The 26,132-nt window shown below is 32.5% G+C and carries 30 protein-coding genes and 1 pseudogene; 13 read left to right on the top strand and 18 right to left on the bottom strand.

The features are described from left to right. Positions 1-14 precede the first annotated feature (14 nt). Both proQ and ACWPWK_RS18210 read right to left on the bottom strand, forming a co-directional pair. Positions 15-710: an RNA chaperone ProQ gene (gene proQ, locus ACWPWK_RS18215; protein WP_023582406.1), complete on the bottom strand. Its 696-nt coding sequence runs from the start codon at positions 708-710 to the stop codon at positions 15-17. Between the two features lie 95 nt (positions 711-805). After that, on the bottom strand, positions 806-1,303 hold the full coding sequence (locus tag ACWPWK_RS18210; protein WP_088495806.1) for a GAF domain-containing protein: 498 nt from the start codon (positions 1,301-1,303) through the stop codon (positions 806-808). 278 nt (positions 1,304-1,581) lie between these two features. Here ACWPWK_RS18210 and yebS point away from each other — a divergent pair, with 278 nt between their 5' ends. From yebS to ACWPWK_RS18195, 3 genes are all read left to right on the top strand, one after another. Further along, on the top strand, positions 1,582-2,838 hold the full coding sequence (yebS, locus tag ACWPWK_RS18205; RefSeq protein WP_109372532.1) for a membrane integrity lipid transport subunit YebS: 1,257 nt from the start codon (positions 1,582-1,584) through the stop codon (positions 2,836-2,838). Then, on the top strand, positions 2,780-5,098 hold the full coding sequence (locus ACWPWK_RS18200) for a PqiB family protein (protein WP_109372533.1): 2,319 nt from the start codon (positions 2,780-2,782) through the stop codon (positions 5,096-5,098). The genes yebS and ACWPWK_RS18200 overlap by 59 nt, the downstream gene beginning before the upstream one ends. Before the next feature lie 211 nt (positions 5,099-5,309). Then, positions 5,310-5,552: a DUF1480 family protein gene (locus ACWPWK_RS18195; protein WP_023582410.1), complete on the top strand. Its 243-nt coding sequence runs from the start codon at positions 5,310-5,312 to the stop codon at positions 5,550-5,552. A gap of 307 nt (positions 5,553-5,859) precedes the next feature. On the opposite strand, the gene ACWPWK_RS18190 is transcribed toward ACWPWK_RS18195, so the two are convergent. The 4 genes from ACWPWK_RS18190 to ftnA form a co-directional block, all read right to left on the bottom strand. Further along, positions 5,860-6,204 (bottom strand): YebY family protein, encoded by a 345-nt coding sequence (locus tag ACWPWK_RS18190; protein ID WP_109372534.1) that lies wholly within the window; start codon positions 6,202-6,204, stop codon positions 5,860-5,862. Positions 6,205-6,251: 47 nt separating this feature from the next. Then, positions 6,252-7,148 (bottom strand): copper homeostasis membrane protein CopD, encoded by an 897-nt coding sequence (gene copD, locus ACWPWK_RS18185; RefSeq protein ID WP_109372535.1) that lies wholly within the window; start codon positions 7,146-7,148, stop codon positions 6,252-6,254. Beyond that, complete coding sequence (gene copC / locus ACWPWK_RS18180; protein ID WP_023582413.1) at positions 7,148-7,540, bottom strand: copper homeostasis periplasmic binding protein CopC; 393 nt, start codon at positions 7,538-7,540, stop codon at positions 7,148-7,150. Before copC ends, copD begins: the two co-directional genes overlap by 1 nt. Before the next feature lie 437 nt (positions 7,541-7,977). Next, positions 7,978-8,481: a non-heme ferritin gene (gene ftnA / locus ACWPWK_RS18175; protein WP_075673382.1), complete on the bottom strand. Its 504-nt coding sequence runs from the start codon at positions 8,479-8,481 to the stop codon at positions 7,978-7,980. A gap of 701 nt (positions 8,482-9,182) precedes the next feature. On the opposite strand from ftnA, the gene ACWPWK_RS18170 reads away from it, so the two are divergent. The 5 genes from ACWPWK_RS18170 to ACWPWK_RS18150 all read left to right on the top strand — a co-directional run bounded on the left by ACWPWK_RS18170 (position 9,183) and on the right by ACWPWK_RS18150 (position 14,342). Beyond that, a complete protein-coding gene (locus tag ACWPWK_RS18170) occupies positions 9,183-9,617 on the top strand; it encodes a universal stress protein (RefSeq protein ID WP_072062602.1) in 435 nt (144 codons plus the stop codon). A 376-nt stretch (positions 9,618-9,993) separates the two neighbouring features. Next, positions 9,994-10,329 carry a DUF2628 domain-containing protein gene (locus tag ACWPWK_RS18165; protein ID WP_454209229.1) on the top strand — a complete coding sequence of 112 codons (336 nt, stop codon included), beginning with the start codon at positions 9,994-9,996 and terminating at the stop codon, positions 10,327-10,329. Between the two features lie 225 nt (positions 10,330-10,554). After that, complete coding sequence (locus tag ACWPWK_RS18160; protein WP_109372587.1) at positions 10,555-11,106, top strand: class IV adenylate cyclase; 552 nt, start codon at positions 10,555-10,557, stop codon at positions 11,104-11,106. 335 nt (positions 11,107-11,441) lie between these two features. After that, the gene (gene nqrE, locus ACWPWK_RS18155; RefSeq protein ID WP_109372536.1) at positions 11,442-12,041 is read left to right on the top strand and encodes an NADH:ubiquinone reductase (Na(+)-transporting) subunit E; all 600 of its coding nucleotides are present in this window, start codon (positions 11,442-11,444) and stop codon (positions 12,039-12,041) included. A gap of 702 nt (positions 12,042-12,743) precedes the next feature. Beyond that, positions 12,744-14,342 carry a methyl-accepting chemotaxis protein gene (locus ACWPWK_RS18150; RefSeq protein ID WP_167392480.1) on the top strand — a complete coding sequence of 533 codons (1,599 nt, stop codon included), beginning with the start codon at positions 12,744-12,746 and terminating at the stop codon, positions 14,340-14,342. A gap of 74 nt (positions 14,343-14,416) precedes the next feature. Here ACWPWK_RS18150 and ACWPWK_RS18145 read toward each other — a convergent pair whose 3' ends face one another. Then, the gene (locus ACWPWK_RS18145; protein ID WP_109372537.1) at positions 14,417-15,154 is read right to left on the bottom strand and encodes a phosphatase; all 738 of its coding nucleotides are present in this window, start codon (positions 15,152-15,154) and stop codon (positions 14,417-14,419) included. A 320-nt stretch (positions 15,155-15,474) separates the two neighbouring features. Between ACWPWK_RS18145 and ACWPWK_RS18140 the strand changes: the two genes are divergently transcribed. Beyond that, complete coding sequence (locus ACWPWK_RS18140; RefSeq protein ID WP_109372538.1) at positions 15,475-15,915, top strand: type II toxin-antitoxin system HicB family antitoxin; 441 nt, start codon at positions 15,475-15,477, stop codon at positions 15,913-15,915. Between the two features lie 76 nt (positions 15,916-15,991). Here ACWPWK_RS18140 and ACWPWK_RS18135 read toward each other — a convergent pair whose 3' ends face one another. The 4 genes from ACWPWK_RS18135 to ACWPWK_RS18120 all read right to left on the bottom strand — a co-directional run bounded on the left by ACWPWK_RS18135 (position 15,992) and on the right by ACWPWK_RS18120 (position 18,672). Then, positions 15,992-16,855 (bottom strand): lipase family alpha/beta hydrolase, encoded by an 864-nt coding sequence (locus tag ACWPWK_RS18135; protein ID WP_109372539.1) that lies wholly within the window; start codon positions 16,853-16,855, stop codon positions 15,992-15,994. A 219-nt stretch (positions 16,856-17,074) separates the two neighbouring features. Continuing rightward, the gene (locus ACWPWK_RS18130) at positions 17,075-17,413 is read right to left on the bottom strand and encodes an antiterminator Q family protein (RefSeq protein WP_244185022.1); all 339 of its coding nucleotides are present in this window, start codon (positions 17,411-17,413) and stop codon (positions 17,075-17,077) included. Positions 17,414-17,685: 272 nt separating this feature from the next. After that, on the bottom strand, positions 17,686-18,462 hold the full coding sequence (map, locus tag ACWPWK_RS18125; RefSeq protein ID WP_100158067.1) for a type I methionyl aminopeptidase: 777 nt from the start codon (positions 18,460-18,462) through the stop codon (positions 17,686-17,688). Between the two features lie 12 nt (positions 18,463-18,474). Then, on the bottom strand, positions 18,475-18,672 hold the full coding sequence (locus ACWPWK_RS18120) for a ParD-like family protein (RefSeq protein WP_109372589.1): 198 nt from the start codon (positions 18,670-18,672) through the stop codon (positions 18,475-18,477). Between the two features lie 361 nt (positions 18,673-19,033). Here ACWPWK_RS18120 and ACWPWK_RS18115 point away from each other — a divergent pair, with 361 nt between their 5' ends. Further along, positions 19,034-19,789: a hypothetical protein gene (locus ACWPWK_RS18115; RefSeq protein ID WP_109372540.1), complete on the top strand. Its 756-nt coding sequence runs from the start codon at positions 19,034-19,036 to the stop codon at positions 19,787-19,789. Positions 19,790-19,936: 147 nt separating this feature from the next. On the opposite strand, the gene ACWPWK_RS18110 is transcribed toward ACWPWK_RS18115, so the two are convergent. From ACWPWK_RS18110 to ACWPWK_RS18095, 4 genes are all read right to left on the bottom strand, one after another. Continuing rightward, the gene (locus ACWPWK_RS18110) at positions 19,937-20,182 is read right to left on the bottom strand and encodes a hypothetical protein (RefSeq protein WP_109372541.1); all 246 of its coding nucleotides are present in this window, start codon (positions 20,180-20,182) and stop codon (positions 19,937-19,939) included. Between the two features lie 43 nt (positions 20,183-20,225). Further along, positions 20,226-20,729 (bottom strand): hypothetical protein, encoded by a 504-nt coding sequence (locus tag ACWPWK_RS18105; RefSeq protein WP_109372542.1) that lies wholly within the window; start codon positions 20,727-20,729, stop codon positions 20,226-20,228. Positions 20,730-20,925: 196 nt separating this feature from the next. Continuing rightward, complete coding sequence (locus ACWPWK_RS18100; protein WP_109372543.1) at positions 20,926-21,459, bottom strand: dihydrofolate reductase family protein; 534 nt, start codon at positions 21,457-21,459, stop codon at positions 20,926-20,928. Between the two features lie 213 nt (positions 21,460-21,672). Further along, on the bottom strand, positions 21,673-21,954 hold the full coding sequence (locus ACWPWK_RS18095; protein ID WP_109372544.1) for a DUF5339 domain-containing protein: 282 nt from the start codon (positions 21,952-21,954) through the stop codon (positions 21,673-21,675). A gap of 402 nt (positions 21,955-22,356) precedes the next feature. Here ACWPWK_RS18095 and ACWPWK_RS18090 point away from each other — a divergent pair. The 3 genes and pseudogenes from ACWPWK_RS18090 to ACWPWK_RS18080 all read left to right on the top strand — a co-directional run. Further along, positions 22,357-22,752 (top strand): annotated as a pseudogene (locus ACWPWK_RS18090) (DUF7832 domain-containing protein); the annotation flags it as partial. Positions 22,753-22,990: 238 nt separating this feature from the next. Continuing rightward, positions 22,991-24,076, top strand: a complete 1,086-nt coding sequence (gene yedE / locus ACWPWK_RS18085) for a YedE family putative selenium transporter (RefSeq protein ID WP_244185024.1) — start codon at positions 22,991-22,993, stop codon at positions 24,074-24,076. Then, on the top strand, positions 24,051-24,317 hold the full coding sequence (locus ACWPWK_RS18080) for a putative Se/S carrier-like protein (RefSeq protein WP_160230305.1): 267 nt from the start codon (positions 24,051-24,053) through the stop codon (positions 24,315-24,317). Before yedE ends, ACWPWK_RS18080 begins: the two co-directional genes overlap by 26 nt. Positions 24,318-24,522: 205 nt before the next feature. Here ACWPWK_RS18080 and ACWPWK_RS18075 read toward each other — a convergent pair whose 3' ends face one another. From ACWPWK_RS18075 to ACWPWK_RS18065, 3 genes are all read right to left on the bottom strand, one after another. After that, the gene (locus ACWPWK_RS18075; protein WP_109372547.1) at positions 24,523-24,744 is read right to left on the bottom strand and encodes a DUF465 domain-containing protein; all 222 of its coding nucleotides are present in this window, start codon (positions 24,742-24,744) and stop codon (positions 24,523-24,525) included. Between the two features lie 244 nt (positions 24,745-24,988). Continuing rightward, entirely contained in the window at positions 24,989-25,336 is a 348-nt protein-coding gene (locus ACWPWK_RS18070; protein WP_162558367.1) for an immunity protein Imm33 domain-containing protein, read from the bottom strand. Positions 25,337-25,907: 571 nt separating this feature from the next. Next, entirely contained in the window at positions 25,908-26,063 is a 156-nt protein-coding gene (locus ACWPWK_RS18065) for a hypothetical protein (protein ID WP_167392481.1), read from the bottom strand. Between the last annotated feature and the right edge of the window lie 69 nt (positions 26,064-26,132).

Here is a 26,132-nt window from a genome sequence, read left to right as displayed (position 1 = left end):
GGTTGGCCTCCGTATCAGAACTTTAAATGTTCCGTGCGTACATTCATTGCCAAACCGTTAGGCAATTGTACACGTACACCCTCTTTCGCTATCTCTAGCACTGTCGCGTCCATCACGCTGCTACCAACGTTAACTTTCAGCGATTGACCAACAGTAAGAACTGATGTGTCTTTCACTGGAATTAACTTTTCAGTATTTTGGCGTGGTGGTGCTTTACGAGGTGCTTGAGTCGCTTTTTGAGGACGAGGCTGCCGTTTTTCACCCTCTTTAGGTGGCTGACGACGCGTATTATTTGGCTTTTTCGCTGCCGGACGTTTGCTGGTCTCCTTATCACCTTCAGCTTCGCGCTTCTTAGCACGTTGTTCTGCTCTCTGAGCTTGAACGCGCGCCTTAGCTTCTGCTAATTGTGTACGAGCATGTTCAATATGCTCAGCTTCCAGTTCGCCGCAGTCATTACCATTCAAATCGACACGTTTTGCTCCTTCTTTAACTCCATAAAGGTAGCGCCAACTTGAGGTATATAAGCGTAATGCCGAACGTAACTGTGTTTTACTCAGTTGAGTTTCATCTTTTAGATCTTCAACAAGATCTTGAAAAATGCCAACTTTCAAAGGGCGAGCTTCGCCCTCAGCGATAAAACACTTAGGGAAACGTTCAGCTAAAAAAGCGATGATTTCTTTACTACTATTCAACTTAGGTTGATTTTCCATGAAATTTCCTGATTACAACGGTTTTGCCAACCAGCGCAGGCATGAACAAGCGACATTATAATAGTGTTGCCAACAATTTCTATGGCAAACGCCTGTTAACTTACACAAAATTCACAATATTTTGCTGTATGACAAGTTTTTAAATGCTCGCAGAGCACGTCACACAACGCTTTAAGCCCATTTTCATCTTTTTTATCAAAACGATCAAAAATAGGACTATCAATATCGAGAACGCCGATAATTTGTCCATTCACTTCTAACGGGAGAACAATTTCAGACTGACTTGCACTGTCACAAGCAATATGACCACTAAATTGGTGAACGTCGCTTACTCTTAAAATTCTGTTTTCAGAGTATGCAGTTCCGCAAACTCCTTTCCCAAAACCTATTCTGACACAAGCAATTTTGCCTTGAAATGGGCCAAGGACTAATGAATCACCATCATTAAGATAAAACCCAACCCAATTTATCGTATCTAACTTCTCGTAAAGAAGTGCGCTGGTATTAGCAAGTGATGCGATAAGATCATTTTCACCAGACAACAAGGCTGACAAATTATCAGTGAGTTCCTGATAAAAAAGCGATTTTGGCATCATTAAACCCTATTTGCGTAACTAAAATAGATAACATACTCGTAATTTAGCCTATTTTATCTTGAGGTTGAATACTCCATTTTCAAGAATTGGGTAAAAAAACGATAATATCCCCTTAACACCCACAAAAAAAATCAGACACTTTGTATTGTAAAATGAAAGGCATAAATATAATAAAAATGATAACTTGTGAACCATTGAGTATAGGTACTTTTTTTTAGCTTAATCAAACGATAACTCTTGAGAAAACCAACTTAGGCGAATTAACGAGCAACATAGTGAACAATATCGCAACAAAGGAAAAAAAATCAATACGCTGTCAGGAGTGTGATCACCTCGTGACACTACCTCTCGCATTGAAGCGTGGAGAGGATGCCTATTGCCCACGTTGCCAAGCCAAACTCGCATCTTATCGATATTGGTCATTAACTCGTCTACTTATTCTCTCTATTACAATGCTTATTTTGGCATCAATAGCATTTACTCAGCCACTAATTAAAATTCATCTATTAGGCACGATGATAACGGCGAATGTGCTTGACGGTATTCGCATGATGTCAGAGCAAGGCTCTCCTCTTACAGCAACGATGGTAGCTTTTTGTGCTGTTGCTGCACCACTTAGCCTCCCCATCGCTATTTTATATCTTCATTTAGGATCTCGCTTACGCCTTAATCTTCGCCCAGTCTTATTAATGTTAGGGAAATTAAAAGAATGGGTAATGTTAGATGTCTATTTGATTGGTCTTGGTGTTGCAACAATAAAATTAGGTGATTATGCAACCGTCTATATTGGCAATGGCTTAATTGCTTTTGTTTCTTTAATGATACTCAGCTTATTAATGCTAATTAACATTAATATGGACCAACTTTGGCAACGCTTTTATCCACAAAAAGAAATAGAAAAAAGCCCTGCGACTTGCCATGCTTGTCATTATCATTTTAAAAGAACACCATCAACACACTGCCCACGTTGTAAATCTTGCTATACCCCAAGACAACCAATGAGTTTACAAAAAACATGGGCGGCATTAATTTCAGCAATAATTTTACTCATACCTGCAAATTTATTACCTATTTCTATTTTCTATTTAAATGGCCGACGTAGTGAAGACACTATTTTTTCAGGTGTACTTTCCTTAGTGAATTCAGGCAATACTCCGATCGCAGTTATTGTTTTTATTGCCAGTGTTTTTGTGCCTTTTTTCAAAATTATAATTATGCTGGGCTTATTATTAAGCATTCATTTTAATTCTCGTATTGACCCCCTACTTCGAATGAAACTATACCGTTTTGTCTCTTGGATAGGACGATGGTCAATGCTTGATCTCTTTGTGATTGGACTGATGATGTCATTGATTAATCGAGATCAATTGATGACTTTCACAATGGGACCAGCGGCTTTTTATTTTGGTACTGCGGTTATTCTTACTATCCTTGCCGTTGAATGGTTGGATAGTCGTTTACTATGGGATACTTATGCAACAAGAAGAAAACGACGTTCAGGACACACAAGCCCAAATACGCCGCAAGCGTAAAATTTCGACATTTTGGCTACTCCCTGTTATCGCCATTTTTATTGCTAGTTGGTTGCTTTTCCAACATTGGCAAGATAAAGGCGTACAAATCACGATTGATTTTCAATCCGCATCAGGAATTGTCTCTGGCAGAACACCTATTCGTTATCAAGGCGTTGATGTGGGTCTTGTTAAAGATGTCACTTTAAGCGATGACTTACGTCGAGTTATTGTTACAGCTGATATCCGCAAAGATCTATCGACTACACTGCGCAAAAACACACAGTTTTGGTTAGTTACACCTAAAGCCAGCCTTTCTGGCGTATCTGGGCTCGATGCTTTAGTTGGTGGTAACTATATCAGCATGTTACCAGGTGATGGTGAAAAGCAGTTTAAATTTATTGCTCAGGAAGTTCGTCCTCAAGCTAATATTGATAAAAATCAGCAGTTAATAACGCTAACGACAGAAAAACTAGGATCACTCAATGTTGACTCTCAAGTTTATTATCGCCAAGTTCCTGTTGGTAAAGTGTATAGCTATGCGATTCGCCCTGATAATCAAGGTATTTTTATTGAACTTAGTATTGATAAACAATATGCCCACTTAATTCGCCAAGATAGCCATTTCTGGAACGTCTCGGGCTTTCAAGGTAATTTCAATTTAAAAAGTGGCGTATCAGTAAAAATGGAAAGTGTTTCTGCTTTAATCAATGGTGCAATTGCGTTTGATTCCCCAGAAAACAGCCCTCCAGCACAAGAAAACCAGCAATTTGTTTTACAATCAGCAACCTCCGTAGATGCGGGTAAAGCAATATATGGCGAAGATGGATTAATCATTTCTCTAACCAGTGAAGAAAGTTGGGGCGTCGATGCAGGACAACCTATTCTTTTTAGAGGAATTACTATTGGACAAATCATTCAGCGTAATATGAGTGATGATGGAGTTATTTTTGATGCAATTATTGCCCCTGAATATAAACATTATATTTATGAAAATAGTAAATTTGTTGCTAATAGCCGAATTAACGTCAATATGGGTCTAAATGGCATTGAAGTTCAAGGCGCGACACCTCAAGAATGGCTTGAAGGAGGCATTCATCTTATTCAAGGTACTAAAGGAACACCTAAAGAACAGTATCGCCTTTATCGTAACGACTTTTTTGCTAAAGCCAGTGTTGATGGTAATGAATTACCCGTGACACTCACTTTAAAAGCAGCAAGCCTTCCTGGGATACAAAAAGGTTCAGTGGTTCTTTATCATCAATTCCAAGTCGGTGAAATTACTGATGTTCGACCTTTAATGGATGAATTTGATATTGATGTTTATATTTCAAAGCAATACCGCCATCTGCTTACAGAAAAGAGTGTATTTTGGACTGAAGGGGCAGCAAAAGTATCTGTTAATGGCTCAGGATTAACTGTTGAAGCAACACCACTAAATCGCGCATTAAAAGGCGCAATCAGTTTTGATAATTTCGAAAATATCAATAATAACGTTTCACGTTACAAACTCTATCCATCAGAAACTAGCGCACGAGCTATCGGTGCTCAAATTACTTTAAAAACATATGACGCAAGCAAACTCTCTGAAGGAATGCCTATTCGTTATTTAGGCATTGATATTGGACAAGTCGAATCATTAATCCTTTCACCAGATAGAAAAGCAGTGACTGTATCTGCTGTTCTCTACCCTGATTATGTCAAAACCTTTGCGAGATCAGGCAGTCGCTTCGCTGTTGTTACTCCCGAATTAACAGCATCAGGATTAGATAACTTAGATTCACTTATACAACCTTATATTAAAGCAGAACCTGGCAATGGTGGCGTATATCGTCAATTTGAATTGCAAACATCTAACATTACAGACTCACGCTATCTCGATGGATTAAATCTTGTGTTAAATGCCACTGAAGCGGGTTCGGTACAAATTGGTACACCAATTTACTACCGTGGTCTTGAAGTTGGCGCCGTAACAGGTCTTGAACTAGGAAACATGTCTGACAGAGTATTAATTCACATCCGTATTAGTAAAAAATACCAATACCTAGTTCGAAATAATACTGAGTTTTGGCTCTCATCTGGATATAACTTCTCGTTTGGTTTAACTGGCGGCGTTATTCGTAGTGGTACATTCAAGCAATTTATACGCGGTGGGATCACTTTTGCAACACCACCTTCCACACCATTACAAGCGAAAGCAAAACAGGAACAGAATTTCATTTTAAATGATAAAGAACCCAAAGATTGGGATGAATGGGGAACAGCAATACCTAAACCTTAAAAATTAGACAATTCTGCCCTATTTCAGATAATTTATTTAAAGCGGATCACAAAAAATGATCCGCTTTTTTTATTTCCAAAAAATATTTTGGAAATAGATTCCATTTATACTATGCTTAATTTTGTTCGGTCAAAAAGCATTCTTTAAAATAAATGCCACCAACAATACACAACAGAACACAACACGACATCGCTTAATCCGGAGTTTTATTATGAAAAAGACAACGTTGAAAATTGCTTGCTATGAAATTGAAGATATTACTTTGAAACACTCTTCTGATAACCAATTAACTTATATTCATATTCCATGTGATTATGACAAAGAGTTTTGCATGCAATTAGATGGATGGGATGAAAACACAAGTATTCCAGCCCAATTGAAAGATAAAAATATTCTGCTTTATCGTCATGCTTATGATAAAGATAATCACCACTGGATCTTAAAAGTGGCATAACGAGATGCTAAAGCGAAATAACATAAAAAAAGCCAGATAAATCATTTATCTGGCTTAGGGAAATGGCTCATTGCGAGCCGTGCGCTAAAAAGTAATTGTTGATTACTGCATAAACAAAAATCGAGGACTAACTCAGACTTTTCTATCTCACAACCTACTGTTAAATATTAGCTAACAATATGTAAAGATCCAGTAAGCAACCTAGTAGCACACCATTTTCTATTCAAAAAATCTTTGCTCTTAATTTTTATTATTAAAATCAATACGATAAAAATAAAAAACCTTAGTCATATTATCAATCACTTGATTAATTACTCTCACAGAGCAACTTAATCGCATTCTGTATCACTTCTACTGATTTTTTCTTTTCAGGTGCATTAGGATCTGGCAGTAAAATAACATCAATTAACTGTGCTTTTACTTTCCCACTTTCCATTTGTTTCATTGCAATTTCATTAAGTGGATACTGCATCAGTGTTGCTGGATTAATCACAAACCAAGCACCATCAGCACGGCAATTGAGCATCACTTCTTCTCGAGTAAATGGCCAATCGTCACCAAATTGAAGTTTACTGACCGTTGAAATAGGTGCCGCCGAGAATGCTTGAAAAGAGAAAAGCATTAACATTCCCGCTAATAAAAAGCGTTTCATGTGGATGTCTCACTTAAGAAATTAGGTTTTTTCGATTATATAACAATCTATACGGGTGAGTTAATCGCAAAGATGGCTACAGTAAAAATAACCATTGTTCCAAGTAATAGTTCAAACCAACTATTTACTAGCAACCATTGAAAGTTATTTTTCTTACGGATATGAGGAACTAAGACATAACGATTGATTACAGCTAGGCCAAGCATTAACACCACTAAGCTAATTTTAAGCCATAACATACTTTGATATTCAGATGATAATTGTACGGCTGGCCATCCTGGAATTAACATAACGGCACTGATAACACCGGTAATAATAACCAATAAAACAGCAATATGACCAAAAAGTGAAAATCGCTTCATTGTACTAATGATAGGTTTGATCATTCCATCTGCAAGCTCGTCTTTATTCCGTAAAAATTGCAAACAAGCAACAAATGGCCATAAACCACCAAACCAATAGGCAGCACTAATAAGATGAATACTTTGGTTAACTTTGTAAAATATCGCTTCTGATCCTGCAAACATGGCACCATGACCAATTGATGCATGTAAGATCAACATAATTGAAGCAACAATTAATAAAGAGAAGTTACGAATATAACGTTGGTGTATAAATAAAACGGCTAATGCAACGGTTGCTAATACCAATTGCCATTGCCAAACTTGACCAAAAGAAGTACCTAATACCGCTTTCCATATTTCGAATGACCAAGCGTCTTCCCATCCATTTCCCATAATACCAGATTGCACAACCATCCATAAATAAGTCGTAATAAAGACAGTGACGGTACTAATGGCTAATGCAGGGCGCAAACGGACTTGAATAAGAGGAATGAACTTATCTTTTGCAAGAATGGCAGCCGAGAAGCTCAGTCCGAACATAAACATGACTGCCACGAAATGGAAAAAACGGCATAAAATATAAACGTCTTCAGGTGTCATTATTTTACACTAAATTGATAAGAACCTTTTGTCTTGTGCCCATCAACAGAAACAACGTTCCAATTAACTAAATAATTACCTTCTGCTAAATCACTTTCTAAAGGCAATAATAATTTAGTGTTGTTAACAGGATCTAAACTCAGTTTTCCTACGGTAATTTCTTTACCGTCGCTATTAGTGACTTTAATTTTGCTAAAGGCTAATTCAATACCTTCAGAAAAGTCTAGTGTGATAACTTTAGGCGCTTGCGCTTGTTCAATAGCAGCACCTTCAGCAGGTAACTGTGATTTTAAGTGTGCGTGTGCTAATGCTTGTTGGTATGACATACCAAGGAATAAAACAGCAATAGCCGATAATTTACCCCAAGATGTCTTAAGTGTATTTAATGACATAATAACCTCTTAAATTACAGGTGATTTTTTTATTTATGAAAATATTTTATAGCAAATTTACGTCAAGATCTTCGCTTCTTGATATTAGAAATAAAAGGTTGTGAACTAGCACTCAAAATATATGTTATTTAGACCAGTTTCTGTTTCAAATATCACCCATTTTTACACTTTGAGAAAATATAATACCCATATTGACAGTCTAAACAGTTCAATACATAACCAAATACAACTAAAAGTAAAATAACCACTCTGTATAAATAACATGGGGTAGGTATTTTTTAGGGTAAAAAACAGACAATGTAAGTAAGAGAAGAGATAAGAATAGCAACAATAGAAAGGGAGGTAATATAGAAGAATAAAAAACGCCCTGCTATTCATTCACAGCAGAGCGCAATAATTCATTTATTAATTTAGGCTATTTAAAGCTTTATTAATAATTAGACATGTGCAGATGTTGATAATGTGTTCAGATCTTTATCTAACAAGAATAAAGCTTTTCCACTGTCACCAACCATTGCTAATTTATCAAGGATTGATTTGAATAATTTTTCTTCTTCATGCTGCTCTGCAACATACCATTGTAAGAAGTTAAATGTTGAATAATCCTGAGTTGTCATTGCAACATGCGCTAATTTATTAATCTCAGATGTAATATGTTTTTCATGTTCGTAAGTTTTATCGAATAACTCAGATAATGATGAAAACTCAGCAGGTGGAGCTTCAATCGCCCCAAGTAAAGGCATTGCACCTGTATCACTTAAGTAATCAAATAAGCGGTGCATATGTTCCATTTCTTCACGAGAGTGAGCTTTTAAAAATTTAGCAGCCCCATCAAACCCTTTATCGTCGCACCAAGCACTCATTTGCAAATACAGATTTGCCGAATAAAACTCTAGATTTAGCTGTTCATTCAATTTGTTGATCATATCTTGATGTAACATATTTTACGTTCCTTGCGATGAAAATTAACATTATGGATATTATGCACAGTTAAAAATAAAAATATAGCTATTTAAGTGTGCTTTTATTTATTTTTTTTAATTAATTAGCCGTAATAAAAATAAAAACCAATCTCATTTGTAATATGCTTTTAATACTATTAAAAAGCTAAATAGCATTTATTATCATTAAGATAAAACATGTATTTAACCATTACATAAAATAACCTAACGCATTGAAATATATAAATATAATATTTCACTTTTGACTTTTAATTTTAGTTTCCATATTTATTAACTTTTTCTTTATAATCCAAGAAATTAAAATTAGCATTAAATAAAAATCATATTCCAACCATTAAAAAATATTCAAAAATAAGCTTTACCATATATCAATAAATATATACAACGTAATATCTACAATAATCATCATTAGAAAAATAAAATATCCTTCTATTACTTGTTATCATTCCCTATTTTTTTATGATTTCTATTTGATATTGCTACATATTTATTTTTCAGACAGCAGTTTTTTTCACTCTTTTCACATAAAAAAATACATAACTCTCAAAAAATAAAAATAATTCCAATTTTTGTGCAGTTTTTCATTTTGACTGATAAGATTAGTAGGCAACTCATATTTGTATGCACAAAAAATTAATATAAAAGCCCTAATCATAATAAAAGGTTAATTAGGAGCCACTATGACAAAAACAGTGTTAGTACCCGTTGATTTTACAGAGCTTGGTTTATTAGACAAGGTTGTGTCTCATCTAAAAGCATTGTCTGTCGCTGACAAATTGAATATTCATTTTTTATCAGTCATTCCAAGTTATGAGTCTTTTGTCGGATTTGCATTCGCAGGCCAAGATAGACTAGCAAGTGACAAACAACGTATTGAAATTGCATTATCCACACTAAAAGAAAATTTATCGCACATTGATATTCCCAATAGTACAACTCAATTTTACGTGTCTATAGGCAATCCTCGCGATAAAATTTTAGAAACCGCAAAAAAAATTCAAGCAGAGCTGATTGTCATTGGTTCTCGTAATCCTGGTATGAAAACTTATCTTCTAGGTTCTACCGCATCTTCAGTGGTTAGTTACGCAGAATCATCTGTATTAGTCGTGCGTTAATCACTCACTTCCTACTTCCATAAGAAATCTGGTATTCGTCATAAGCCAGATTTCTTATTCTTTTCACCATAAAATCCATTCAAAATGATATTTTATTTTATCCTGTTTATTTTTAAGAGTAATTATTAAAAATATATTCTGAAGCAATAAGATAATTATTAAAAAATGACTAGAAATACAGTCACTTTAATGCTTTTTATATAAACTCTTATATTAATAATCTCTTAATAAATTTATATTGTTCATGATGTTAAATTATGTAAAGGATTCTCCCTCTCTCTATTCGTCGGCAGCGTCAGATGTGTATAAGCTTTTGTTTCTAATGATGCGCCCTCCGCCAATAACTGCTCCCTCTCCGTCGTCGGCAGCGTCAGATGTGTATAAGAGACCAGCACCTAAAACGCCAGAATTTAAAGCTGCTTATAAAGAACTCTCCTTTGGTAAACGTATTCTTATTGGAATGAATATCTGGGCATTTTTCTTTGGTTTTATTTACTTTCTTATTTTAGGTTTATGGCGCAAGGCATTAACATTATTTGCTATTAATATTGCCATTTTTACTATTATTGGTTTTTTACCTGTAAACAATGGTGTTATCAATGCTGTGGGTATCGCAGTTAACATTTTATGGGCGATAACAGCCAACTATGCATACTACTTAAAAGAAACCAAAAATGATCAAAGTTGGAACCCGTTCGAAGGTGTTCTGTAATAATAAAGGGGCAACGCCCCTTTATTTTCCCTTATATCTTTTTTTAATAACACTATATCCTCTTATCCTTATTTCATAGTAATTTTATCCATTACTCTATTTAAATATTTTCATCTAATTTACTAAAATAGAAAATAATGAAATAACACTAAAAGTTCGTTTTTATCTCAGAAGAGCACCTTGTTAATGCGCTATAATTCATTAACGCTAAATTGGGGAAAACGTATGTCTGAACACTTTCAAGGTAAATTTGAAGCTGAACTAAAATATCACCTTCAAAATCCACAAAATTTTATTAATGAATTAAAAAAATCAGGAGCCACATTATTTACACCTGAGAATAAAGAAACAGATTGGTACATGGAACATGATAATACTGAATTTTCAACTCCAACCATCAGTTTATGCGTAAGAAAAATGCTACCCTCAGGAATAAATCTTCTTATCGTTAAAGGCCCTGATTTATCACAATGTGAAGCCGTTCGCATCGAAGATGCAGAAAAAACAGTCTCTATGTTTACGACACTTGGCTACCATTGTATTCTCAATTATACAAAATCAAGAGAAATCTATTTTCTAGATGAGTTTCATATCACGATTGATAAACTAGATAAATTAGGCTCATTTGCCGAGTTTGCTATCATGACGGACGACCAAAGCAAACTATCACTCTACACGGTTCAATTAAGACATTTAGCCGCAAAATTTGGTTTTACAGAAAAAGATCTTGAGAAAGATAACTATAAAACACTCATGTTAAACAACCTCAAATCATAAACAATTTTATTCAGTAAACATCTCTATAAAAATAATTAAAAACTTTCTCATCTAAGCATCGATATGCTATCAACAGATATTGATGCTTTGTCATTTCTAATGCTTTTTATCCTACCCACTAACAATAAAAAATGGGGTTTTAAATAGAAGATTTATTTGAATCCTATATTTATTACATTTATCCAATAATTTTATTTTCCTTAGCTTAAATAAATCTCACTCTTAGTCAAAAAATGTCATTTAGATCTAATTTTAAAGATATTTTTGCAATACCACTTATATTAATACACTGTTTTTAATAGAATTAGTAAAAAAATATATTAACAGGAGGGTTTATGCTTGAAAATTACCTTAATATCTTTATTAAGGCAACTTTTGTTGAGAATATGGCATTAAGTTTCTTTTTAGGAATGTGTACTTTTCTTGCTGTTTCTAAAGAAGTAAAAACCTCATTAAAACTAGGTCTTACTGTTACTGTCTTACTTATTATTGCTACACCTATCAACAACTTAATCTATCATTTTATCCTAAAGAAAGACGCGATAGTTGAAGGTATTGATCTTAGCTTTCTTAGATATATTACTTTTATTGGCGTTTTAGCGGCACTAGTTCAAATTTTAGAAATGTTTTTAGATAAATTTATCCCTTCACTTTATCATTCATTAGGGATCTTTTTGCCTTTATTGACTATTCATTGCGCTATCTTTGGTGCCACCATTTTTATGGTTGAACGTGATTACACATTTACTGAATCAGTGATATATGGTGCAGGATGTGGCATAGGTTGGTTACTTGCGATTATAGCCCTCTCAGGTTTACGTGAAAAAATGAAATATTCAGACATTCCGAAAGGATTGAGAGGATTAGGGATCACATTTATCACAGTAGGATTAATGTCACTTGGTTTTATGTCATTCTCTGGCATTTCACTTTAATAACTTATTTTTATCTTTAATCTTATGTGAAATTTTCATACATCATTAGGATCATTCCTGATGTGATCTTTATTTATAGGCGGAGGGGTTATAACCCTCCCGCTTATAGCGATTTCGTCTGATTTCTTATTTTTTATCTATTGCAATCTTTTTATCTTCCTCTCATTTATAACGTTAAGTTCTCTTATTTGTTCTATTAAATAAACAAAAAATAATTTAATTTATTGCTGTTTTAATCATTATTAATTTTTTATTTTATAAATAGAAACACTGGCATTATTTAAATCTAATTGTTCAAAAATAAACTAGTCAATCACATAAAGTTAATAATAAATCAACAGGTTAACTATATTCCACGAAGGTGATCTCTTTTATATCATTTTTATTATTTATCTTTAACTTTTAATATTTAAGAAAAATTAATTAAAAATCAACGTGTTACAAAATAAATAAATACATTTAATAAATTTATTAATCAGAACAATAAATAAGCATAAAGAATATTTATAAAATGCCGATACTATTTTTTAGTATTTGAAAAAATCAAAAGGATATATGGCATTAAATCAAAGAGTGACCTAAAAACATATTTTCATTTGTTTTTTTAATTCTTTGTCTATACCAGTTACAGGAAGTAAAAATAAAACTTAAAAATCAATAAATTACACAGTTATATTTTTATGAAAAAGGAAATAACATTACATGTTTAAGAACTTCAAACAACGTTATTTGCCAAACGTCTCTTTTAATATGTCGAGTTTAAAAACAACCACCCTAGTTTGGCTTATTACAGGCTCTTTAATCTTACTTCTTGGGCTAGCTTGTGTTTTATTTCTCTCTTCAGTTAATGATTACAAGAGAAACTTAAACACACTAAATAATATCTACCATGAACAATCACTACTAAGTGATACTTGGGAAAATCTACTACAAACACGTAATACCTTAAATAGGGCTAGTTCTCGCCACTTATTAATCATTAATAAAATGGCTACCGCAAATACTGACATATCCTCATTATTACAACAAACTAAAGAAAAACTTCAGCACGTTGAAAATGGATGGGAAAGTTTCAAGAATTTTCCTCATAATGTTGAAGATCAAAGTTATATACAACAATTAGAGCAGAAATATACTGAGCTTAATGCAGCGCTCATTGAATTTTTAGCCTTTCTAGAACAAGGCAAAACATACGAGTATTTAAATCAACCAACACAAACCTATCAAGACAATTTTGAGCAAGCTTATACTAACTATCATCAACAGCTAGAAAATTATTACACGGCTTCATTGGGTGAAGGAGAATTACTGTACGATAAAATTATTTATAGCTTAATTGCCATTTCAATATTAATTGTTATTTTTTCTTTCTTAGTTCAAGTTGTACTACGAAAAAACTTTATTTCACCTTTAAACGCTATAATGAAAAATATCGAAGATATTAGTAATGGAGAATTAGCGACCGATGTCACCACAAAAGGTCTATATGAAATAAATATTCTCACTGCCAATATTCAAAAAATGCGAGATCAGATAAAACGGATCGTCAATAACATCAATCACAGCTCAGGTCTTATTAATTCAGAATTAAGTGATATTGCTGTTATGAACAATAATCTTGCTATTCGTGTTGAACAACAGTCAGCAGCTGTGCTCGAAACTTCCGCAGGAATACGACAATTAAGCGTTACATCAAAACAACATGCAGAAAATACACAAGCATCATGTGAGCTAGTAACAAAAACAGATACGATGATCCATCAAAGCAATGAAATGCTCGCTAACGTTGTTGAAAATATGCATGAAGTTGTCACGTTCTCTGAACAAATAAACGACATTACCTCTACAATCGATAATATCGCCTTCCAAACAAATCTATTGGCTTTAAATGCTGCCGTAGAAGCGGCAAGAGTCGGTGAACACGGAAAAGGTTTTGCTGTTGTTGCTAAAGAAGTAAGAGAATTATCTATTAGCTGTAATTTGGCATCAAAAGAGATAAAAGTACTTGTCGCTAATTCAAGTAAAAAAATAAATCAGTGTTTTCAGCTAGCCGCTGACGCAAACGATAATATGGTAGATATTTCTAAACATACTGAAAATATTAATGAAATGATCCACGATATTTCTATTTCTACAAATGAACAAAGTAATGGTATTGCCCAAATTGAAGATGCAATAAATCAATTAGATCAAACCACACAAGCTAATTCAACAATGACACGAGAATTAGTCAGTTCATTAGATTCTTTGCAAACACAATCAGATAGACTAAAACAAGAATTAACTGTTTTTCATCAGTAAATGTTAAGTCTACCCACAGCATAAAAGCTATCTTAATCTTAGGATAGCTTTCTTATTACTGATTTAACCCAATATTAAAAATGGCTAAATTCAGGGATCTCTTTTTTACCATGTGACTCTAGAAAATCTAATACCCTTCTTGGAGTTACATTTAATATACGCTCTTGTGGAAAATCTATTTGAGCTAATACTTCTAATACTCGATCAAAATTTCCTAGTGAAGAAGCAATGTGTGAGTCAGAGCCTAGTGCAATTAATCCTCCTGCATCACGTACTGCTTTCGCTATTTCTATGCAATTTTTCTCACTTCCTACTCTAGAATGAATAAATGATGAGTTATTCATTTCTAAAGCAACGTTGTAAGTAGCAGCTGCTTTTGCAACTTCAGCAATATCTATTGGATATTTCGGATTACCTGGATGCGTAATCATTTGGACACAGCCACTTGCTATTGTTGCAATTAACGCTTTTGTATTATCAACAAGGCCTAATGAGCTCATTACTGGATCATGAAAACCAGCAAGTACAATATCTAATTTCTTGCTCATTTTCTCACTACAATCTGTTTCACCTTTAATATTTTTAATATTCGCTTCTATACCATAAAGAATACCAACACCATCAATAATACGAGGGATCACAGGTAAGTTAGAAAAATGCCATTCATGAGGTGCATCATCCATATCTGGGCCATGATCAGTAATTGCAAACAACTGAATTCCCTGCTTTTTAGCTTGCTGGAAATATTCACTAACTGTACTGTAAGCATGTGTACTAGCAATAGTATGAGCATGTAAATCAACGGGATACATAAACAACTCCTTTCTAAAAACACCTTATGAACATCGATAAGATGGCTTTTCTTGAATATAAGATCTATCTAGAATTAATTATCAATTCCAGTAAAAATACGCAATAACCAACAAGCAATGTACTATCTACTGCACTTTTTCTTACATTAGCAAGAAATGAAGATAAATTTTAATAAATATGCTTTAATCTTTAACATACTATTTAATATCAAATAGATAAATAGAGTTTGACTTTAGTACTATACACAAGAATTTTGAAAACACATTATATTGTGTAATTTCATGTTAAACCTAGTTTTCAACTTTATAAAAGGCTATTTATGTTCAACTATCCAGCAGTCGCTCATTTTGATAAAGAAAGTGAAACTTACGAAATTACCTACCGTGATTTTGATAATATACACGCTGTTGCTTATACAGAAGATGATATTGAACTAGAAGCCTCTGATATTTTACATGTGGGTCTTGAGGAGTTTATTGCGAGTAAACAGCCTATTCCTGCTCCATCCAAAGCCCAAGATGGTGATTTTATTGTCTACTTACCTCTTATTAGCTGTTTAAAAATTGCATTACATAATGCGATGTTAGAAACAAAGACAAAAAAATCCGATCTTGCAAGAAAGATGAATTTAACGAGTGCACAAATAGAGCGTTTACTTGAAATTAATCAAACCTCAAAAGTAGATAGTCTAGAGCAAGCACTTTATTTATTAGGCTATGCTATTTCTGTCAGCGTTAATAAAGATATTAACCAACAATAATTAAAAAAATAAAAATGGCTCTAAATTGATTAGAGCCATTCGTACTAGATTATTTCATAACAAGTATGCAGGATGATTAAAGCTTTTTACTTGCTAAGAAATTCGCATGGTTTGTATAAATAGCGATGATATCTTCACCACGCCCTACTAACCCAGCAACCTGATTTACCATATCCAGATGATCTTCAGCATAATTATCTTTGATCAGTTTACCTAATCGCATACTTGTACGACCTACCAAGCCATCATTTTCACGCTCAGTAAAGAATGCACTTAATACACGCATTGCGGCATGAGTAGGATCCAGTAAATTGCCTCTTTCACCAGCAATCAAACCTTGGATATAGCTACCAAATGAATAGTAATGAACGCCATTTACGATTTCTTTACCTTCACCACCACGAACAGCTGGCAACCCTTGTGGGTACTTTTTATTAAATTCAGTTACATTTTCAGTTGTTAACGCTTCTAATGCAGCGACGGCATCTTGTGGATTGCCACGATTACCTGAAAATGCAGAAATAATAGTACCAATAGCTTTCATTACTGCATCAGCAATATATTCTGGCACACTATCCTTGCGCATAATACGTCGTACTAAATCTGCAATTTCTGAACCGTGGTTTACACCATTAACAGAAGTAACAGAAGCAATGCTCTTCGCATGTTTTGCAGCAACATAACGGCAAGCTAATGGGCCTTGGCTATGACCGATTAAATTTACTTTTTTTGCTTTCGTTTCTTTGAGAATTTTTTGCACAAATTCCCAAAGTTGTTCACCACGAACTTCGTTAGAATTAAATGCAGAAAGAGATGCGGTGAAAACTTTATGGCCATCTTTTTCTAAGGCATCGGCGATACCATAAAAATAAGGATAACCGACGATATCATCAAAACCAGATAAACCATGAACTAAAATAATTGGATATGTAGTTGACATATTTTCCACTCCTTGGGTTTAAATTAATCTATTTAATTTGCTAAACATCCTATTAGCAATACTTAAAACAACACTTAGAATACAAAATTTAAAATACAACTTTGAAGTACAAAAATTATAGTAAGCATCGTATTTTTATACCTTAATTATTCTAAGTGTTTTTAGCTTAATCTTTATTTTACGATCGTAAAGCATTATTTTGATTTTTTATTTATAGTCTTAATTAATACCAGAGAAAATCAGCATACCTTCAATCATACCTTCTGCTTTTTTCAGTTTTTTTCCAATATATGTATCCGAACATTGATCATATTTTGCAAGCTGAATAAACGTTTTACCAAAAATATAATAATTAATAAGCAATTGATAGTCCTCTTTATTGTGCGCCATCAATCTTTTCATTAAGTCATTAATAATATTAGCATTATGATGAGTACATTTTTCTCTCAACTTTATACGCTCTGGAATGATTTCTTTATTATTCAACAAATTAATAGCATTTTGATCATTAGCTACCCATGATCCCCACGCTTCTAAAATTTTTGAAATATTTTCCATATTAACATCCTTATTTTCCATAAAGTAATAATCGCATCCTGCAATCATTTGACAATGTTCCATTAACACTTAATGAATATTGATATTAATATAGTGAACAACGTGTAATTTACAACTCTGGTTTGTAAAGATATTGAGTTTTTAACTTAATTTATTGATAGGAATGGAAAATAAAATAGATGCAACTAGCCACTTCAATTAAAAATTTAAATATTTTTAAATTATAAAAAATATTTTCTCTTAAAATGGCTATAAATATAAAAGAGTAGCAATTATGGTAATACTTCTTCTGGACGTAAAGTGAGCACTTCATACCCTGTTGCTGTTACCAAAATAGTATGTTCTGATTGAGCAGATAACTTTTTATCTCTTGTTACAACAGTCCAACCATCTTTCTTGGTTTTTATTTTAGCGCCGCCTTGATTTATCATTGGCTCAATCGTAAAAGTCATGCCTTCTTTTAATTCAACGCCCTGTCCTTTAATACCATAATGTAGTACCTGTGGCGCTTCATGCATTTCTCTTCCTATTCCATGCCCACAGTATTCTCTCACTACACTATATCCATGACTTTGTGCAAAGCTTTGAATAGCATGACCAATATCGCCTAATGTCGCACCTGGTTTTACTTCCTTAATACCTTCCCACATTGCTTGATACGTTGTTTTTGCTAATTTACGCGCAATAGGAGATGCCTCTGGCATAATATACATTTTACTAGAGTCAGCAATAAATCCATTTTTTTCTAGTGTAATATCAACATTAACAATATCTTTGCTTTTAAGGCGCTCATCTGCTTTTGGCACACCATGACAAACAACTTCATTGATAGATGTATTTAGCACATACTCATAACCATATTGACCTTTACTTGCTGGTCTTGATTGAAGTTCATTGACAATAAAATCATCAACTTTATCGTTAATCTCTAGTGTAGAAACACCAGGTACAATAAAATCATCAAGCATTGTAAAAACTTTCGCCAATAAACGCCCTGACTCACGCATTAATTCAATTTCATCAGCCGTTTTAATCGTTATTTTATCCACTCTTCTTTCCTCTTATTCTACGTCTTGCTTGATGGCTTCTTTTTCCAGCATTTCATTGATAATCATTGGAAATGTCTTATCTGGGTTTAACTCTGCTTGAATGCCAATTTTTATCCAAAACTCTGCCTGAGCATTAACAGAGCGTGACATCACATTACTTGCTTTTCGCAAGTACTCATGTAATTCATCAGAAATTTTTACAATACCCACACCAATCCTTATATACAGATCATAATAAAACATATACGTTCTATAATAGAATTAAACTCTTCTTCTTTCAATTGCTATTCAATACCGCCATAGGCATAAAATGCCTAAATAAGAAAATAGGGAGAAATAGGAGAAAATAAAAACTCAAAATAATGAGATCATTTTTTTATTTTTATCTATTTTATTACGCCAACCCATAAATGAATAATATTTGGTCTCAAATTATCCTAAATTACAGCTGTTTATCTTAAATACGATTATCCTAAGAATTAGCTGAGAGACAAATTAGAAAGCACACGCTAATTTGGTATTAATAAAATTTAGAAACAAATCTCGCATAAATACTAAGGAAAGCAAGAATATGAATCTATTCAAAACAATCGCATCACTTTCGTTATTGAGTAGTATTTTAATACTAACCTCTGGTTGTACAACAATTGAGAGAAACTATCCCACTAGCTTAAGTATTGCCAATGAGCAAACTGAAAATAGAGCCCTTTCAACAAAATGGGGAGAAAGTTTATCTTCTGTTACTGAAAGTGTTGAAGCGTATCGATTATCACAAACACCTTCACAAACAACATCTATATTTTATCAAAGTGGAGTGCCTTCCAATTCTTATTCAAAAATTGTGCGTATTAGTGAAAGTCCAGTACAGATATCAATCTTGACTGAATACAGAAAGATAATGCCATTATATCACACACAGAATAATCAATATTTACTGTATGGAAAACAGAATGAGCGCTATATTATTTTCTTACATAACACTAGCCATAAAATAATATATGAAGCTGTTATTACTGTTGATGGATTAGATGTCATTAGTGGAACAGCAGGCTCTTATCAAAATAGAGGTTATTTATTAAGACCTGGAGATACTTTATTTGTTGAAGGTTTTAGAAAAAATCAGCAACAAGTTGCCGCTTTTCGCTTTGGCGCTCCTGATGAAGGATATGTAAATTATAGTGCTCAAGGTGATAAAAGAAATATGGGGGTAATTGGTGTTGCACTTTTTGAATCAGAAGAAGGCTCACAACAAATGATGAAGAAATGTAGCTATTTACCAAATCCTTTTCCAAATAGTAACTATGCACCAGAGCCTTGTATCCCTTAATCTTTATCCATTAAATTTCTTCTGCTAAAAATAGCGTAAATTATTACGCTATTTTTTTGAGCAACTATGAAATAAAGCGGCTTAAGATTTATATTAGCATTTAATGCTAGTGCACTTTTTCTAGCTCTATTTAAATCGTGTTAAATTCTAATAAGAAGCCATGATCTGCAAATCAGGTTTTTCTCCTCGCATAATAGCCCGCTGTTGTTCATGAACAGCCTCATTAATTGATTTTTGCTCTCCTGGTGTTCGAGTATTCTTACCACAAACTAATGTAGAACATACTGGGCTGCCTATTCTATGGCTCCCTGAATTACCCGTACTAAAAGTAACGTTATCAGTAGTACAACCCAATAATAGAAAAGATAATAATAAGGTGATTGCTATGCGCATAATTTATCCATATAAAATTAAATTTTAAATTGATATTAAAATATTAATAGGCATCAAAAGTATAATGTGGCTTTTGTTTCCATTTGAATTCAACAGTTTGTTTTTTTTCATTCCAAATAGGCTCAGCAACTGGCATAGTAAAACTTATTTTTTGAATAGGCTTTAATGTTGAATTATTATTTAAATACTGATCGTTGATTGATGGTTTTTTCTCATTTAAACCAACCTTAAAAACTTGTCCAAGCCTTTGTTTTTCTTCTTGAACTTCCATTTCAAAACGAGATTGCTTTCCTAACATAAAAACCAAGTTATTATTAACCGAGTGACTATCAGAAATGGAATTATCGGTGTGTGTTTCAATTAGTTTAGTCTGAGCTACTTTATTATTGGTACATCCAGAACTTACAAATACAGAAAGTAATAACAATAAAAAATAATGCATAAATTGAATATCAATAAGAAATAGGAGTAAATAATTATTCCATAAAATCGATTCATCAACAAAATAAATTTTCCCATTTATATAAAAATAAAGAAATCTGCTCATAAATCGATGACAGAAAATGATTTAAGCTATAACTTGATAAAAAATACAGGACAAACAAATAACTTAACTAAAATAATAAGAATAAACAAAAATACATCCAACGGAAATGTATAGCAACCAACTATATTAAATTATTAATCATATAGAAATAAGAAAGGACACCAATAAGGTGCCCTCCAAATTTAATAATTGATATTTAATTATGTTTTTTATAATGTGATTTAACAAAAGAATTTAAATACACTTCTGTTTTATGATGAGTAAATTCTATTTTTTTATCATTTGGAATAAATAACGGTATGCCCTCACCTAATAAAATAGGCATTCTAGTTATTATAAGTTCATCAACAAAACCTTTATTAATAAATCCTTGAATTGTTTTTCCACCGTCAACATACACTCTATTATATCCATCATCTTTAAGTCTTTTTATTATTTCACTAACATTTCCTGATAAGATATTTACATTACTAGGTAATGAGCTTGGTAATTCTTTAATGGTATTACTTAATACAAAAACAGGCTGAACATAGGGCCACTCAATATCAAAACCCATTATTGTTTCAAACGTTGTTCTTCCCATAATAATTACATCTATTTCACTAAGAAAGTCAGAAAAACCAAAGTCTAAATTTTCAGGGTTTTCAATACTGGTAAGCCAATCAATATTACCTTGCTTATCAGCAATATAACCATCTAAACTTGTTGCAATATAAACCACAATGTTCATTGTCAATACTCATTCTTAGAGAAGGCATTTGATATTAACATTAAATAAATAAAATTGAAAACAAACATAGAGGTAATGAAAATAAATTATTTTTTAATTTTAAATTAGATTTAATAAGAAGATATTGCGATATAAAAAGTATTTTTATCTTTTAGTCATAAAAAAAGCCTTATAACTTTAATTATTATAAGGCTTATCGAAATAAAATAAAACTTATTGACCTGCTGACATTTTTTTCATTTGCTCTAAAGAATCTAAAGCTTGCTTACAAGTACTTTCCTGTACATCTTTAGGTAATGCTGCAAATTGTTCTTTAGCTTGAGTATATTGCGCTTTCATCGCTTCTGCTTGAGCTTTAGTTGCATCATTTTTTGCCATTAATTCGACATAAGAGTCAGTTTCTTTAAAATAGTCTTCGCATGTTTTAGATAAATCAGCAGAAACAGCGATAGAAGAAATTGATAATAAACCCAAAGCTAAAATAAAATTTTCCATAAATATCCTTTAAGTATTGTTAACAGTTAGAGAGTTAGAGAGTTAGAGAGTTAGAGAGTTAGAGAGTTACTTCCATTATCTTTTAAGTCAGTATTATCTCAAAGAATAATAAAATGGGGATAAGTATTATCTTAATTAAAAAATAAATACCAATCTAATAATGATTATTATAATAAGTGGAATCAAAATATGATAATTGAATTTAGTTTATTATTTTCCGTATCAGCTAACACATTGGTTTATTCTTTTTAATTTAATCTGTTATTATTATCCACTGATAATTTTATTTTTATAGTAATGCTACTATTTGTATATCGATAACTTGTTACAATAAAATAATCTCCACTCACTAACACAGGTAGAAAAATGGCAATTGATAGAATCGACTAGCACGCTTATGGTGATTTTCCTGACGACCTTCCACCTGAAAATGGAGGTATACATATAGGGTTTTATTTAACTTGGATTATTGAAAATAACTTAGAAAGTGAGGATTTACAAGAAGATGCAACTAAAGAACTAGAAATGCTGCGTAAAAGAAAAATGGATGGTCTTGCATTTCTTATCCAAGTTTGTGACGAGAAATTTATTAGTGATGACTTGAGTGATGAAGGATATGCATTTACACAATATTATTATGAATCAGAAAATAATAGCTATTTTGAAGATTTCGAGCGTGTTTTAGCCCAAGGGTTATCTTCTTCATATTATGTTGAAAATACATGGGATAATGATGAAAAAATTGCACCTGTAATTACAAATGCATATACAAAGTGGAAAAAAGAAATAAATAGTTAAATTAATCCTTTTCTAAACATCATTTTATACTCTTCATTATTAGCAATAAGTTATTTAAACAATAATTAACTTATTGCTCATTAAATTAACATTCTTAGATTCTAAAAATTATCTTATCTAGTTTATTAATTTTGACGTGATCTATATAAAAGAATCATACGTTATTCTTATATATAGTTGCTCCGTACTTAATAGGTTCTATTAGTCAGGGGGCTTCCCCCATCAACGGAGGCATTTGATGTCTATAAAATGGGTTTTAATCCTATCTGGATTTATTATCGGTACTCTTGCGTTACTTCTTGGTATTAACGGAAATCCACCTAATATGGGGGGTTGTGTAGCGTGCTTTATTCGTGATAGCGCAGGAAGTATGGGCTTGCATCACACCGAAACGGTACAATATCTTCGCCCAGAAATATTTGGTTTTATTCTTGGTTCTTTTATTGCCGCACTTATCTTCAAAGAATTTCAACCAAAGGCAGGCTCTGCACCTATTATTCGTTTTACACTGGGTTTTCTAATGATGATAGGTTGCTTAGTTTTTTTAGGTTGTCCATTAAGAATGGTACTTCGTATCGGCGCCGGTGATTTAAATGCTGTTATAGGATTAGTTGGATTAATAATAGGAATTGGCATAGGTAGTTTATTTGTCAAAAAAGGATTTTCTCTACCAAGAAATTATAACCAATCTTCTATAGAAGGTTTTATTTTACCTATCATATGTATATTCCTATTTGCTCTATTCTTATGGAATAGTGATATATTTAATGCCAGTGTGAAAGGCCCTGGAGCAAGTCATGCGCCAGTGTGGATGTCTATCATCGCAGGGCTTATTATTGGTTTTATTATTCAACGCACAAGATTCTGCTTTATTGGAATGGCCAAACATGTATTTTTATCGCGCAATTACAATATGGCGTTTGGTGTAATCACATTAACACTCGTTGTTTTTTTGGGTAATCTCTATTTAGGCAAGTTTAATCTTAGTTTTGAAAATCAACCAATAGCCCACAGCGATGGTCTATGGAATTTTCTCTCTATGGCGCTTGTAGGCTTATGTGGTGTACTCATTACAGGTTGCCCATTACGACAACTAGCTAATGCTGGCCAAGGTAACTCAGATGCTGCTGTAAGCGTCATGGGTATGTTAGTGGGGGCAGCATTTGCTCATAACTTCACTTATGCCTCAAGCCCTGCTGGAGTTACTGATAATGGTAAGCTAGTTGTTATTATTGGTTTATTGTTTGCTGTCATTGTTGCTGCTATTTATACCTATGTCGCAAATAAAGCAAAAGATAATGGAATTAGTAAAAATGGCGCATAACTATTTATTCCTTTTTCATGAGCAATACGCTGTAAAAAAACTTCAGCAACAACTCCAACAAGATAATTTTTCCGCAAAAATTATTGATGCTCCACGAAAAATATCGTCAGAATGTGAGTTAGCCATATCCATTTATTTTTCTGACGATGAAATTTATAAACAGTATATTAATGATAACGTTAGAGCTGTTTATAAAATAGATTCAAACCATTTTGATGTGCTTTGGAAAGATGAGTTTTAACATAGTACATAACTAAGTTATTATATTTAGAACCTAGACAGTTAAAAGGCTACAATAGTAGCCTTTTCTTTATATATATAACTATATGGTTTATATAATTTTTTAATTAAAAATAAATTATCTTTTTAAAAATGAAAAACCATCCCTTTTTAGTTGGATGGTTTCTGCATCTTTATGTATTTATAGAGTAATTATTTTTTATTACTCACGCTTCTTCCGGTGGGTTTTTGAGGATCTGATGAATTTCCTCTTTCAGTTTTAGTTTTTGTTTTTTGAGCTCAACAACTTCTTCACCATATCCTCTTCTATCTTTATGTTCTAATCTAACAATTTTATGGTCAAGTTCGTTATGTTGTTCAAAAAGAGCACGAAAATGGGGATCAGTCTGACGAAGTTTTGAAATTAAATCACGATATTCTGGAAACATAAATAGCTACCTTCCTTATTAATAGTGAATTAAATACTCTTATAATATTTACTCAAACTGATTAATCTGTCATTGTCTTTATGTTAAAAATAAGACCAACATCAATTAATATTTTTAATTCTTAAAATAGCTCAATATTTTTATATTATATACTCTCAGCATAGTTATAAAATTCAATACGTAAGAGCATATAAAAATGTAAATCTACTTAATCTAAAAATTATAAAATAATGATAAATACTTATTAATTTATCTCTTCAAACCAAACATCTTCATATCCATCTCTATCAATAATAAAATTATATCCTTCTGGTAGATAAAGATAATTTATTACTTCAGGTAGTAATTCTTTCAAATGTTCTGTATGCAATGGTTGATAAAAGTCGTCCTTTGCACAATATTCCTCACAATAGAAAAACCAACTTATAGTACCACCTTCTAAGTGTTTTATGCGTGTACCGTAAATAGGATTACCATTTAGGTTATCCAAAGCAATCGCTACCATGTCTTCTGGCTTTTGAGGTAAAACACCATATCTTTCACACATTATGTTCTGTTGCTCAGAAATTAATAACTTATTGTTTTTATTCATATTATATCTTTAATTTTACAAAAAGCACTCGAGAAAAGAGTTTATAAGTTTTTGATTATAATTAACTTATCGTTATCTACCAAGTATTGATAAAAGAGCGCATCGCTCCCTCTATTCACATAGCCAAAAGTATGAAAACGAGTAGATCTACGAAACTCCACACAATTAAATAGAATGAAAAAACATCAATTTGCTTTAAAACTAGACGACATAAAGCATAACAGCACTTTTTACTTAAAAAAAAGCATTTATTGTTAATTTATAAAATGAAAATTCACTACATTTATACCGATCTCTAATAGTTTTTTATACCCATCTATTCGAGTCACTAAGCCCAATGCCGCCACATTGGGCTTTTTTATTGGCAATGGTTGTTGATATCATTTTCTCATTACAATTAGCTTTACATCTCTTTAACTTTACTCAAATGCTTTTTTAGTTCTATTAATATCCATATCTTAAAATTAATGGACATAAACTATAATCCATTATTACTGTTACGACTTAATTTTATAGTATAAGTAATAAAATAAGGATGCCGACTCAATTCCCTTTTTGCCGGCATTTGTAACTATTTATTAGATGAAATATCGTGCTCTTGTAATTTAGAAAGTGCTAATTCTTTCATCCAATCTGCAAGTAGTGGTGCTGTTTTTATTGAATCCAATAATGCACGCTCTTTTTTTGTTAAACGAATAACAATAACTTCTGTTTTCATTGTAGACATAATAATTCCCCATTTGTAAAAGAGAAAATATTGGCACAAAACAGCAACAGAACGGTCTGACTTACACGG

It is taken from the genome of Proteus sp. Marseille-Q3619 (assembly GCF_965283115.1).
Note: the sequence above shows the minus strand (reverse complement) of the source record. Positions and strands in the feature narration are given on the sequence as shown.

What these genes read in the sequence shown, in the direction of transcription:
- ACWPWK_RS18135 (WP_109372539.1), bottom strand. Translation starts at nt 16,855, where the DNA reads ATGTCAACTACATATCCAATTATTTTAGTTCATGGTTTATCTGGTTTT.
- ACWPWK_RS18130 (WP_244185022.1), bottom strand. Translation starts at nt 17,413, where the DNA reads ATGGAAAATATTTCAAAAATTTTAGAAGCGTGGGGATCATGGGTAGCT.
- yedE (WP_244185024.1), top strand. Translation starts at nt 22,991, where the DNA reads ATGTCTATAAAATGGGTTTTAATCCTATCTGGATTTATTATCGGTACT.
- nqrE (WP_109372536.1), top strand. Translation starts at nt 11,442, where the DNA reads ATGCTTGAAAATTACCTTAATATCTTTATTAAGGCAACTTTTGTTGAG.
- ACWPWK_RS18145 (WP_109372537.1), bottom strand. Translation starts at nt 15,154, where the DNA reads ATGTATCCCGTTGATTTACATGCTCATACTATTGCTAGTACACATGCT.
- copD (WP_109372535.1), bottom strand. Translation starts at nt 7,148, where the DNA reads ATGACACCTGAAGACGTTTATATTTTATGCCGTTTTTTCCATTTCGTG.
- ACWPWK_RS18075 (WP_109372547.1), bottom strand. Translation starts at nt 24,744, where the DNA reads ATGTTTCCAGAATATCGTGATTTAATTTCAAAACTTCGTCAGACTGAT.
- ftnA (WP_075673382.1), bottom strand. Translation starts at nt 8,481, where the DNA reads ATGTTACATCAAGATATGATCAACAAATTGAATGAACAGCTAAATCTA.
- ACWPWK_RS18080 (WP_160230305.1), top strand. Translation starts at nt 24,051, where the DNA reads ATGGAATTAGTAAAAATGGCGCATAACTATTTATTCCTTTTTCATGAG.
- ACWPWK_RS18210 (WP_088495806.1), bottom strand. Translation starts at nt 1,303, where the DNA reads ATGCCAAAATCGCTTTTTTATCAGGAACTCACTGATAATTTGTCAGCC.
- ACWPWK_RS18190 (WP_109372534.1), bottom strand. Translation starts at nt 6,204, where the DNA reads ATGAAACGCTTTTTATTAGCGGGAATGTTAATGCTTTTCTCTTTTCAA.
- ACWPWK_RS18195 (WP_023582410.1), top strand. Translation starts at nt 5,310, where the DNA reads ATGAAAAAGACAACGTTGAAAATTGCTTGCTATGAAATTGAAGATATT.
- ACWPWK_RS18095 (WP_109372544.1), bottom strand. Translation starts at nt 21,954, where the DNA reads ATGGAAAATTTTATTTTAGCTTTGGGTTTATTATCAATTTCTTCTATC.
- ACWPWK_RS18115 (WP_109372540.1), top strand. Translation starts at nt 19,034, where the DNA reads ATGAATCTATTCAAAACAATCGCATCACTTTCGTTATTGAGTAGTATT.
- ACWPWK_RS18065 (WP_167392481.1), bottom strand. Translation starts at nt 26,063, where the DNA reads ATGTCTACAATGAAAACAGAAGTTATTGTTATTCGTTTAACAAAAAAA.
- ACWPWK_RS18105 (WP_109372542.1), bottom strand. Translation starts at nt 20,729, where the DNA reads ATGAGCAGATTTCTTTATTTTTATATAAATGGGAAAATTTATTTTGTT.
- ACWPWK_RS18110 (WP_109372541.1), bottom strand. Translation starts at nt 20,182, where the DNA reads ATGCGCATAGCAATCACCTTATTATTATCTTTTCTATTATTGGGTTGT.
- ACWPWK_RS18200 (WP_109372533.1), top strand. Translation starts at nt 2,780, where the DNA reads ATGCAACAAGAAGAAAACGACGTTCAGGACACACAAGCCCAAATACGC.
- ACWPWK_RS18160 (WP_109372587.1), top strand. Translation starts at nt 10,555, where the DNA reads ATGTCTGAACACTTTCAAGGTAAATTTGAAGCTGAACTAAAATATCAC.
- copC (WP_023582413.1), bottom strand. Translation starts at nt 7,540, where the DNA reads ATGTCATTAAATACACTTAAGACATCTTGGGGTAAATTATCGGCTATT.
- ACWPWK_RS18100 (WP_109372543.1), bottom strand. Translation starts at nt 21,459, where the DNA reads ATGAACATTGTGGTTTATATTGCAACAAGTTTAGATGGTTATATTGCT.
- ACWPWK_RS18140 (WP_109372538.1), top strand. Translation starts at nt 15,475, where the DNA reads ATGTTCAACTATCCAGCAGTCGCTCATTTTGATAAAGAAAGTGAAACT.
- ACWPWK_RS18170 (WP_072062602.1), top strand. Translation starts at nt 9,183, where the DNA reads ATGACAAAAACAGTGTTAGTACCCGTTGATTTTACAGAGCTTGGTTTA.
- ACWPWK_RS18150 (WP_167392480.1), top strand. Translation starts at nt 12,744, where the DNA reads ATGTTTAAGAACTTCAAACAACGTTATTTGCCAAACGTCTCTTTTAAT.
- proQ (WP_023582406.1), bottom strand. Translation starts at nt 710, where the DNA reads ATGGAAAATCAACCTAAGTTGAATAGTAGTAAAGAAATCATCGCTTTT.
- ACWPWK_RS18070 (WP_162558367.1), bottom strand. Translation starts at nt 25,336, where the DNA reads ATGAATAAAAACAATAAGTTATTAATTTCTGAGCAACAGAACATAATG.